At 45.8% G+C, this 11915-nt stretch carries 7 protein-coding genes; 6 read left to right on the top strand and 1 reads right to left on the bottom strand.

Features of this window, described 5'->3' with window-relative positions:
• Positions 1-7: 7 nt before the first annotated feature.
• Complete coding sequence (locus tag AC0VYA_RS13170) at positions 8-1204, bottom strand: acetate kinase (protein WP_475488557.1); 1197 nt, start codon at positions 1202-1204, stop codon at positions 8-10.
• A 594-nt stretch (positions 1205-1798) separates the two neighbouring features.
• Between AC0VYA_RS13170 and betI the strand changes: the two genes are divergently transcribed.
• The 6 genes from betI (at position 1799) to AC0VYA_RS13140 (ending at position 11899) form a co-directional block, all read left to right on the top strand.
• Positions 1799-2389, top strand: a complete 591-nt coding sequence (gene betI, locus AC0VYA_RS13165) for a transcriptional regulator BetI (protein ID WP_011575367.1) — start codon at positions 1799-1801, stop codon at positions 2387-2389.
• Between the two features lies 1 nt (position 2390).
• Complete coding sequence (betB, locus tag AC0VYA_RS13160; RefSeq protein ID WP_475488556.1) at positions 2391-3854, top strand: betaine-aldehyde dehydrogenase; 1464 nt, start codon at positions 2391-2393, stop codon at positions 3852-3854.
• Positions 3854-5524: a choline dehydrogenase gene (betA, locus tag AC0VYA_RS13155; protein WP_475488555.1), complete on the top strand. Its 1671-nt coding sequence runs from the start codon at positions 3854-3856 to the stop codon at positions 5522-5524. The genes betB and betA overlap by 1 nt, the downstream gene beginning before the upstream one ends.
• A 102-nt stretch (positions 5525-5626) precedes the next feature.
• Positions 5627-6844, top strand: coding sequence for a BCCT family transporter (locus tag AC0VYA_RS13150; RefSeq protein ID WP_475488554.1), 1218 nt, complete (start codon positions 5627-5629; stop codon positions 6842-6844).
• 91 nt (positions 6845-6935) lie between these two features.
• Positions 6936-9329, top strand: a complete 2394-nt coding sequence (locus tag AC0VYA_RS13145; protein WP_475488553.1) for a TonB-dependent receptor — start codon at positions 6936-6938, stop codon at positions 9327-9329.
• A 236-nt stretch (positions 9330-9565) separates the two neighbouring features.
• Positions 9566-11899, top strand: a complete 2334-nt coding sequence (locus tag AC0VYA_RS13140; protein ID WP_475488552.1) for a CehA/McbA family metallohydrolase — start codon at positions 9566-9568, stop codon at positions 11897-11899.
• Positions 11900-11915 lie beyond the last annotated feature (16 nt).

The raw sequence follows: 11915 nt of genomic DNA, 5'->3' as shown, positions 1-11915 counted from the left end.
TGTCTCCTTAGGCGTTAAAGGCGCAATGAATGGTGTCTTTAGCAATAACCCACTCTTCGTTGGTGGCGATGGCAAAAACAGGCTTAGAGGTTGCGTTGCTAATGCGTCCTGAGCGGCCAAATCGTGTTTCAGTGTTTAACGTTTCATCTAAGCTAAAGCCCATATGGGCAAGTTGCGCTATGGTTTGCTGGCGAATATAACTGGAGTTTTCACCGATGCCGCCAGTGAACACTAAGGCATCTAAGGGGCCAACAAGCGCCAAATATGAGCCGATATATTTTACTAAGCGATGCACAAACATATCGAGGGCAAGTTTGGCGTTCTCGTTGCCTAATGCTTGTTGCTCCTCTAATGCTCGACAGTCATTGCTCAACTGTGAAATGCCTTGAAGGCCCGATTGCTTATTCATCAGCGCACTTACCTGAGCGGCGCTGTAATCTAATGACTCAATCAGATAGGTCGCCACGCTGGGATCAATGTCACCACATCGAGTCCCCATGACTAGGCCTTCAAGTGGGGTGAACCCCATGCTGGTATCGATCGCCTTACCTTGTTTTATCGCTGTAATACTGCAGCCGTTGCCCAAATGGGCAGTGATCAGATTACATTGGGTAATATCTTTATTCAGTAATCTGGCGGCTTCATGTGACACAAAATGATGGCTGGAGCCATGAAAGCCGTATTTACGAATACCATGCTGCTCGTAAAGGCTATAGGGCAGGGCGTATAGATAGGCGTGCTTGGGAAGTGTTTGAAAATACGCAGTATCAAAAACCGCGACTTGGGGCAAATCTGGAAACGCGTCTTGGGCACTTTCAATACCCGCCACATGCGCCAGGTTATGCAGTGGCGCCATTTTCGCTAAATCGCGAATGCCTTCTTTGACTGATGAATCGATTAAACACGATTGCTCAAAACGTTCCCCCCCGTGTACCACGCGATGTCCAATCGCAATAATGCTTGATTGTAAGGCGTCATATTGCGTTAACACTTGGCCGATACTGGTCAGGGCCTGTTTGTGGTTGGCATTGTCAGTGAGTGCGACGGTGGTTTTGTGCTCATCGAAGCTATAGCGTAATTGGGCGTTATGTGCCCCGAGGTTTTCAGCAATTCCTTGCAAAGGAGCCGCGCCTGTTTCGGCATCGATAATGGCGAATTTAATCGAAGAACTACCGCAATTGAGCACAAGTACGTGTTGATTCATAAACGTTTTTTATCCTTCGTGGATGAATGCTAAGACGTCAATAGTAGCGCGCCTAAGGCAATTTGGATATGGCTAGCTTGGCTCAATCACGCGGTGTTTGTTGGGAGGCAATAGACATCAAGCAGATAGCACGAAGCATTGCTAGTGCGTGCGCAATACTCGCGTAAGACTGTCGCTTATGACTCGCGCTTAAGACTGTCGCTTAATAACCGTGCAATGAAGTAGAAACAAGACGCAGTTAGCGGTCGGCATTTTCGGTATCGCCATGCTGACTTCGATGAGGTGTTTTCACTCGTTAAATCGTTAGTGCTCTACTAAATATGACAGTTTTATGACGACCCTAATAAACGCGTTTATGAGATTACATTTACGCAATATGCTCGTTTTAAAGCCCTTTTAAAGATTTTAATTAAAAAAATGTGATTATTTTTATTCTTTTTGTTTGCTCTTTAATTACGCGGCGTGCCAACGAATTAGATTTAGCTCTACGCATTTATCTGGCCAGTTTACAGTTTGTCAACGTTGAATTATCAAACCTATTACCCTAAAATTTATTTTTATTGAACGTTCAATTAACAAAAGTCTTTGCACACTATGCCTAAAGTTGGAATGCAGCCAGTACGTCGACAACAACTAATTGACGCCACGATAGAGTCGGTGGCTGAGCTTGGTTTACGTGCGACTACCATCAATAGCATCAGTAAAAAGGCAGGTTTATCGTCGGGCATCATTAGCCACTATTTTGGTGGGAAGCAGGGCCTTATCGAAGCGACCGTGCGTTATTTGTTATCTAACTTAAAACAAACGTTATTAGGTGGGCTGAAGGCAGATACCACCTCAGAGCAAAGGCTGATGTTAATCGTTGAAGCTAACTTTTCACGGCTTCAACAACAAAGTAATGCAACCAAGACTTGGTTGAGCTTTTGGGCGCAATCCATGCACGACATTGAGTTGCATCGCTTGCAGAACGTAAACAGCAAAAGACTGTGCAGTAATTTAGCGTGTTCATTTAAACAGTTAATGAACGCTGAAGACGCAAGAGCTGCCGCTGAATTAAGCGCGGCAATGATAGACGGCTTGTGGTTAAGAGCGGTACTAAGCAAGTCTGACAAAGATGAATTTGAACACTGTGAGCGACTGGCAAAAGGCTACGTGCGCTCGCTTATCAAACAATATGGATCCTAACGTGACAACACCTGTTTACCAAAATTTCATTCATGGCCAATTCCTCGCTAACCAATCTGGCGAAACATTTGCTGTTAAAAACCCAGCAACTGACGACGTGATTTATCGCGTTGAAGTAGCAGATGATTCCGTTCAACAGGCGGCAATCAACAGTGCTAAAGAAGGCTTTGCACTTTGGTCAGCTATGACGCCCATTGAACGTAGTCGGATTTTATTGAAAGCTGTGTCATTACTGCGTGAGCGTAATGACGCCTTAGCAAAAATTGAAGTGCTAGATACCGGCAAACCGTGGCAAGAGGCCGAGTGCGTGGACGTACAAACGGGTGCTGATGTTATCGAATACTTTGCTGGGTTAGCCCCAGCTCAAGTTGGTCAGCAACAATCGATAGGTGATGATTTTTATTACACCCGCAAAGAGCCTCTTGGCATTTGTGCTGGTATAGGCGCATGGAACTACCCTCTGCAGATCGCCTGTTGGAAGTCGGGCCCAGCGCTTGCTGCGGGTAATGCACTTATTTTCAAACCGTCTGAGGAAACCCCATTAGGCGCGATTAAATTAGCAGAGATTTTCTTCGAAGCGGGTGTACCAGCCGGTGTGTTCAATGTGGTGCAAGGCGCTGCAGAAGTAGGCCAATGGCTGACCCAAAGCCCAGACATCGAGAAGGTGTCTTTCACCGGTGAAGTAGGCACAGGCAAAAAAGTCGTTGCCAGTGCAGCTGGCTCACTAAAAGATGTGACCATGGAATTAGGCGGTAAATCCCCGTTACTCGTGTTTGAAGATGCCGACGTGTCACAAGCGGTGAGCGCCGCAATGCTTGGTAACTTCTACACCCAAGGTGAAGTGTGCACCAATTGTACCCGGGTTTATGTCCACAAGTCTGTGTATCAGGCATTTATAGACGAGCTTAAAACCCGCACTGAGCAGAACATTATTGCTGGTGACCCGCTTGATCCAAACGTTAATTTGGGCGCGTTGATTTCTAAAAATCACCAAGACTTAGTCATGAGCTATATCAACAAGGGCATTGAAGAGGGCGCGACCGTATTAACGGGCGGAACAACGCTTAGCCCTGCATCAGCACCGAACGGTTATTTTGTGGCACCTACGGTGTTCACCGATTGCACCGACGACATGACCATAGTCAAAGAAGAAATATTTGGCCCAGTGATGAGTGTGTTGGTGTTTGATGATGAAGCTGATGTTATACGCCGTGCGAACGATACGCACTTAGGCTTGGCCGCGGGGGTATTCACTAAAGACATCAAGCGCGCTCACCGCGTTATTCACAAATTACAAGCGGGTATTTGCTGGATCAACAGCTACGGTAATTCTCCGGCAGAAATGCCGGTGGGTGGTTATAAACAATCGGGTATCGGCCGTGAGAACGGCATCGAAACACTCGATCATTACACCCAAACTAAATCCGTTTATGTGGGTATAACCGACATAGAGAGCCCATTTTGATGGCTGAGCAAACTTACGACTACATAATAGTGGGCGCAGGCTCTGCAGGGTGTGTATTGGCCAATCGCTTATCTGAAGATGCCAACAATCAAGTGTTGTTATTGGAAACCGGCGGCAGCGATAAAAACATCTTTATCAAGATGCCCACTGCGCTGTCCATTCCGATGAACACTGAAAAACTCGCTTGGCAGTTTCACACCGAAGCTGAACCTTATTTAGACAATCGAAAAATGCATTGCCCTAGGGGCAAGGTGTTAGGCGGTTCGTCGTCTATCAACGGCATGGTATACGTACGAGGCCATGCCAAAGACTTTGACGAGTGGCAAGAGCACGGGGCACAGGGATGGGATTATCAGTCTTGTTTACCTTACTTTCAAAAAGCAGAAACGTTTTACTTAGGTAAAGATGCCTACCGTGGTGATAAAGGCCCTCTTGGCGTCAATAATGGCAATGAAATGGCGAACCCCCTCTACACCGCGTTTATCGAGGCTGGTAAGCAAGCGGGTTACGCGGCCACCGATGATTACAATGCGGCACAGCAAGAGGGGTTTGGCCCCATGCACATGACTGTAAAAGACGGTGTGCGCAGCTCTACAAGTCGCGAATACCTTGACCCGGTTAAGTCTCGCAAGAACTTAACCATAGTCACAGGTGCACTTGCTGAAAAAGTGCTGCTTGACGGCAAAAAGGCCGTTGGAGTTGAGTACAGCATTAACGGCAACAAAACCTCGGCTAAAGCTTCGAAAGAGGTGGTGTTAAGCGCAGGCTCCATTGGCTCTCCTCACCTGTTACAACTTTCCGGGATCGGTGACAGTGACACACTCACCGCCGCGGGGGTTGAGGTGAAACATCATTTACCTGGCGTAGGGCAAAACCTGCAAGATCATTTGGAGTTTTATTTCCAATATAAGTGCAAGCAGCCCATCACGTTAAATGGCAAACTTGGCCTTATTTCTAAAGGCTTGATTGGTGCTCGCTGGTTATTTACCCGCAAAGGTTTAGGCGCCACCAATCACTTTGAGTCGTGTGCGTTTATTCGCTCAAAACCCGGCGTTGAGTGGCCAGATATTCAATACCACTTTTTACCGGCAGCTATGCGTTATGACGGGCGAAGCGCGTTTGATGGGCATGGTTTTCAAGTGCATGTGGGCCATAACAAACCCAAAAGTCGTGGAGCAGTCACGATTAAATCTGCTGATCCGACTGAAGCACCAAAAATTCAGTTCAATTATTTGCAGCACCAAGATGACATTGAAGGCTTTCGCGCCTGCGTGCGCTTAACGCGTGAAATTATCGAGCAAAGCGCGTTTGATGATTACCGTGATGATGAAATTCAGCCGGGTAAGCACATCCAAACTGACGAAGAAATAGACGCGTTCGTGCGCCAAGCAACTGAGAGTGCATACCATCCGTCGTGTTCTTGCCGTATGGGTGAAGACGCCATGGCTGTGGTGAATTCCAGCACTCAGGTGCACGGTATTCAAGGGCTTAGAGTGGTCGATTCGTCCATTTTCCCCACTGTGCCTAACGGCAACTTGAATGCCCCCACCATTATGGTGGCAGAAAAGGCCGCAGACATGATTTTGGGCACACCTGCACTTAGTCAAGCGCAGGTAACGGTTGCGACTTCAAGCAATTGGCAAACTGTGCAACGTAACGCAACGATTTAATCTGGCCACCTGACACGCAGTAAGAGGTATGTTTGCTGCGTAACGCGAGTCAAAAAACAGGAAGAAAGATGAAGTTTTATCGCTTATTTTGGGGAGGCTCAAATGACCTTATGGCTTAACGCTGGGATCATTTTCACCCTATTGGCCATTGTGGTTATTTTGCTCAAATGGGGAAATGTCGTTTGTGTCGGTGTTACGCCGGTCAGGCTTTTCACTTTTATCGCTATTCTATTTACCTCAGGCCTAGACGTTGGCTTGATCATGTTCCCGCTGACCGAGTTTGGTGGCTATGCAAACCTAAAGGCCAACCCCGAATACGCCTTTACCAACCCAATGGCCATTGAATTTGGTTATTGGGGGTTTCTGATTTGGGGCTTTTACTTTCTTACTTGTTTTTACTTCTGTGTGGTCGAGCCCAAGGTTAAGTTTTTCGAGATCCCGCTGGTTAAACTGATTAACAATATGGTGATCATTGGCACCTGTGCCTTTACTGCGTTTTTGTTGTTATCTAATTTGCCTTGGTACCTACCGGCCATCGGTGATGGCGAATCAATTGTCCCTAGCTTCTATTTTATTGTATTTGCCGCTATTTGCTTTGCGGTTTATTCCAGTACTGACATCAAATATGTACGCATATTGAGTATTTCTACTACCTGGCTGTTTATCGCCTTGATCGCTTTTATGTGGGCGGGGGCCTTCTTAGGCAGTGACAGCCACGTTGCCGCATTTGTGAGTAACCTAGAGCTGATAGGCAGCTATTTTGGCAACCTAGAAGATTTTGTATTGCCCCTGAACAAGTACCACGAATTTTATTTATTCTGGTGGTTTGCGTGGAGCATCATGATTGGTCAGTTTACCTCTCGTTTTGTCGGCGGCTTAAAAACGTATCAAGTACTTGGCGCCATGTTGATTTTCCCGTCTATTCCTATCGCGGTGTGGTTCAGCGTTATATATCAATACCATGAAGCGGGCATTCCTACCGCTGGGCTGAAGAACTTCGCCATGGCTTTTGTGGGCATAGTGTTTGTGATCAATTCACTCGATTCGCTGATCCGCTTGTATACCGACAATTTAAATATGACGGTCAAGCGTTTGGGTAAGCTCGGTTACATCGCCTTAAACGTGGTCACATTGTCGTTGTTGACCTTACTGTTCAAATTAGAGTTTCTGCAAATTCAATGGGTTGGAGCGCTGGTGATCGGTTTGTTCTTTAGCTGTGCAATTTTCATCGCTTATAGCAAACCTAAAACAGTCAAAAACATCGACAGTTCACCAAAAGATAACGAAATTGATTTCACTAAAATAGATTCAGTAGATTAAAAGTTTGAAATATTAACACCAAGAATTAGTAACTAAGGAATTTGCCATCAATTCACACAATATAAACACAACACACAAAACAGGACTTTTTATGAATACTTATGTGCCAAAGAAGCAAAGCCTTATTGCTTTGTCTGTGCTGTCAGCTATGTCTATGACGTCATTGCCAGCTTTTGCTCAAGAAGCAGACGCACAAGCCAGTGCAAAAAAACAACAAGAAGAAGACTTTGAGTCTATCGTAGTAACGGGACGTAACGTGTCGTACGCAAACAGTGCCGCTTCTGAAGAAATGAAAAAGCAGCAAACACCCATGACTAGCGTGCTGGCCTTAGTCGATAACTTGCCAGGCGTATTAGTGACTGAAGGTGACCCGTTTGGCTCTGATGAATGGTCTACCAGTATTTCAATTCGTGGTTTTCAATTGAACCTTGAATCACAGCAAATTGGTATGACGGTTGACGGCATATCAAATGGTAACTCGAACTACGGCGGTGGTACCAAAGCCAGTCGTTATATCGATACCGAAAACTTGCGTGGTGTAGAAGTATCTCAAGGTACTGCTGATATCAGCTCGCGCTCAAACGAAGCGCTTGGCGGGACAATGGATTTCACCACCATTCTACCTGCGTTAGATGAGCAATTAACGGTTAGCACAACACTTGCAGAACATAATGCGAGAAAATTTTACGTTCGTTACGATACCGGCGAAATAGCACAAGACACGTTCGCGTGGATGTCACTATCAAGCCAGCAAAATGATGACTACATGGACGGTTCAATCACCAACAAACGTGATCACGCTGAAGGTAAAATTATCAGCACCATTGGTGAAGTGGATCTTACCGCTTATGTTAGTTACGACGATGCAGAAGAATACACTTATCAACGAGTTTACGGTTTAGCTCAATACGAGCAAAACGCTGAATGGGATGGCTTGACTGAAGATTGGTCTGGCGTGCCATACCAAGACCAAGTGTTTCGTGAAGGTTGGGTAACTGAGCGCGAGAACTTTTTCACCTACTTAAAAGCTGACTTCGCGGTAGGGGAAGTTGATTTTAGTACTAACGTCTATTACCACGAGAATGAAGGCGCAGGAAAATGGATCCCATATTACATTGCTAATGTCACTGATGACGGCGTAGGTAATCCAAATTCTGAGCTAGATTCATCGACCACTGCCTATGGTGGTGTATCACAAAGTTTGATTTATTTTACTAATCGCGCTGGCGAAACGTTATCGCCAATCGCTGGTTGTGAAAGCTCAATTGGCTTCCCTTACGGCGGTGGTGGTGCAGAAATCGACCCAGGTTGTTACGAGCAAGGCGCTATTCCAGTTAGCTCAAACCGTCATACCCATTATGATAAAAAACGTTACGGCGTAAACGGTGACTTTACCTGGAATACCAGTATTTCTGATATGGACAACGTGTTACGCGGCGGATTTTGGTATGAAGATTACCAACGTGACGAGTATCGTGATTGGCACAAAACCATAGATGCAGCCACGAGCCCCCGCTATGACGAAACTCCTTATTGGGTGCAGTACGATCGTGAATTCCCAGTTGAAACGTTGATGTATTACATTGAAGACGAACTTGATGCTGGCTTCGCTAAATTCCGTTTAGGAGCAAAGCAATTCAAGGTCGATGTATCTAAAGATGACCAGTTTGTACCAGAGAACGACTTGGATGTCTCATCTGATTCAGATGTACTAATTTCAGCTGGTTTTGTTGCGCCATTGCCGCTAGACGGCCTAGAAGTATTCGGTGGTTATGCTGAGAACTTTGCCGCAGTAAAAGATTCAGTATTAGAGCGTGATGACGCTGATGTGAGCACACTTGAGCCAGAAACAGCTGATAACATTGATTTTGGTTTACGTTATTCAACGCCTGGCTTTAACGCAAGCTTGACCTATTACAACATCAAGTTTGAAAACCGTATCACCTTCATCAGCAACGAAGACGTCAACGGTATTGATTTCTTAGAATCTGATGCGGGTGGCTTCCTCAATGAAGGTGGTATTGAATCTGATGGTATCGAAGCATCAATCGATTATAAGTTTAACGAGAACTTCGGTGTGTATGTTTCATACACTAAGAATAAATCGACCTATACTGGTCTAGAAGTAAGCGCCACTAATGTAGTTATTGACGTTCGTGGCAAAACAGTTATCGGTAGCCCAGAAGATATGGCGGTTATCAGTTTCGATTACGCCAAGAATGACTTCTACGCTGGTTTTAGCACCAAATATGTAGGTGAGCGTTTCTTAGACCAAGTCAACACTCAAGAAGTCGACTCTTATGTAGTGAGCGATTTGTATGTAGGTAAAACAGCTTACGATATCGGTGGCAGCATCGAGAGCGTAGAGCTTAGCTTTACCGTAAACAACGTATTTGACGAAGAGTACTTAGGTTCAATCGCGCCAAATGCCGGTTGGATTGGTGCACCACGTATCGCATCATTTAACGTTAGATTCGTAATGTAAAATTACTGACCCTACGAGGCCACATTCAGACTCTCTGTTTGTGGCCTTTTTTGTACTTGTACTTGCGTTCGTGATCGTGTTTGTCAGTACGATTGCTCATGAATACGGCCATTTTGTTATTATGCGCGCTGCAAAAACTGACATAAAACGCGTTTAGATTCTTATTTCGCGCAGATGTGATAAACCTAATTTAATCAGAACAGGCAGAGCGTTAAGCCTGCCACAGGTAGATAACCATGAAACTCTTTTCTCGCTCTTCTTTATTTGCCAGTCTCGGGATCCTATTGACAGGCCTTACCTTGTCATTTTCAAGCTATGCCACTGTCAGTATCATAAAAGGCAAAACCGTTATTCCCCATGGCAACGCGACCTCAGACAGCGACATCACCATTAAAAACGACAAACTCGCATTTTCATTAGCCATGGGATCAGCACCGCCTTGGGGCGTAGCGCGAGGTTGTATTGTTGATATTGCAAACGTTGAAGCCGATGGAGCGCTGAGCCTTGACCGCGTAGCATTTGCGGATTTCATACCGAATGATTGGTCAAGCTGGCCCAACACATATCAAACCCTTGATGTGATAAAAGACAGCCCTGATGAAGCCATCGTTAACATTACCCGAGATTTTGGGCAGGTTGAAATAAGCACTACCTATAGTTTGCTTTCAGGCTCTGACTTTATTCATGTACAAACCACTATGACCAATCAAGGTGAAGCGATCCCAGACATGCGTTCAGGGTTTACCTTATGGCCCGATGGGGGATACAAGTTTGCGGTACCAGAACATAAATCGGATGATAAAAAGGAGCAGGCTGCGAATTTTATTGCTGATCGCTTTGTGGGCTATGCTGCCGATTGGGCAGTTGCCTTACACGCTCCTTACCTGAGCGAAACCAAACACCAATCAAGAGATTTATATACCCAGCATAGTTTGCAAAAAGGTCAAACTGTGACGTTCACAGGTGATTACCAAGTCTTGGCCAGCGGCGATTTAGCCCCAGTGGTTCGGGCTGAAATTACCCGTAAAAACGCGAAAGCGGGCACGCTTTCAGGAGAAGTACGCACTCAAAGCGGAAACTTGCTCACACAACCTGCCATTGTCGTGACCAAAGACGATGTACCCTATATGTGGGGGTTAGGCCAAAATGGCCAGTATCAATTTGATTTACCCGTTGGGCAATACCAAGTCTATGCCACCGGCAAAGGCTATTCTGCGAGCAAAATTCATGATATTGAAATAACTGAAAAGCAAACCCAAACATTGTCGTTCAATGATCTTCTCGCCCCCGGTAAGGTCAGTGTTCAGGTAACCGATGCCAACACCAACGCGCCCCTTGATGCGAAAATTAAAATTGAAAAAGGCAATCAGCCATTGATTGAGTTTTTAGGTGCGCGCACGTTTTTCACTGAACTTGATAGTAAAGGCCAAGCGACATTTCCACTGGCCCCCGGTGAATACCAACTGAGTATCTCTGCTGGTGGTGGTTTCAACGCAAACCCTGAATTAATGAACGCCAAAGTCAAAGCTAATGAGACTACAAATATTACCAGTGCTATTACCATCAGTACGTACTCGACACAGCATGGTTGGTACGCAGGGGACTTACATCACCATGCTAACGTGCTCGAAGGCTCAACTTCCCCTGAGTATTTGGTGCGCTCGCAATTAGCTGCGGGATTAAATGTGTTGTTTGTGAGCGATCATGATTCGACCAAAAACAATGCTGAAATACAAGCGCTGGCAGATAAGCGCGGTGTGCCTTTTGTTCCGTCAATTGAGGTGTCACCGTCGTGGGGGCATTTTAATGCATTCCCAATTGATAGCGGGGCACAGTTATCGGTCGACCCAGGGGTGGATGATATTCACACCCTGATCAAAGATATGCGCCGCATGGGCGCCACGGTAATCGCATCAAACCACCCGTATATTCCCTATGGTTACCTAAGCAGCTTGAATAAAAACACTGCTCCAGGTGGTTTCAACCCTAGTCTTGATTTGTTCGAGTTAAACGCTGGAGTTGATAACGCGCCAACAATTGAGAAAGCCCATCAGCTTTGGTCACAGGGATTGCCTTACTACTATACCGCAGGATCAGACACTCACGATGTATGGAATCAAACCAGCGGCTTAAATCGCATGTTCGTTTACACGGCCAGCAAACCCGATGCACATGCGTTCGCTCAAGCCATGAAAAATGGACGTTCTTATGTGTCATTCGGCCCGATCATTTACCCGCAAAATGTGATGTTTGGTGACATGGTTAAACTGGCTAAAGACCAACCTCAATTGCTTACAGTGGATCTGGTTGCAGTCAACGGCCTTAAGTCTATACAGTTGATTGGTGGCGTGAGCGAGTCTAGTCGTTCTGCCCAAATTCAAAATGAAAGCCCAGGCAAACACAGCAGCAGAGTAATCAAGCACCAGGCACTCAGTGGTGATAGTGCGTCGATTACCTTTAACCTGCCTAAGGTATCGGGCTGGGCCGCCTTAGTGGTCGAAGATATGCAAGGGCACAAAGCTTATTCGAACCCGATTTGGTTAAAAGAGGTAGATAAAAGCCAGTTTTAATCAGTAGGCTTTAATC

The organism is Paraglaciecola sp. QJM3NY_14, assembly GCF_056173245.1.
The sequence above is the reverse complement of the archived record's forward strand: the minus strand, read 5'-3'. Positions and strand labels throughout refer to the sequence as shown.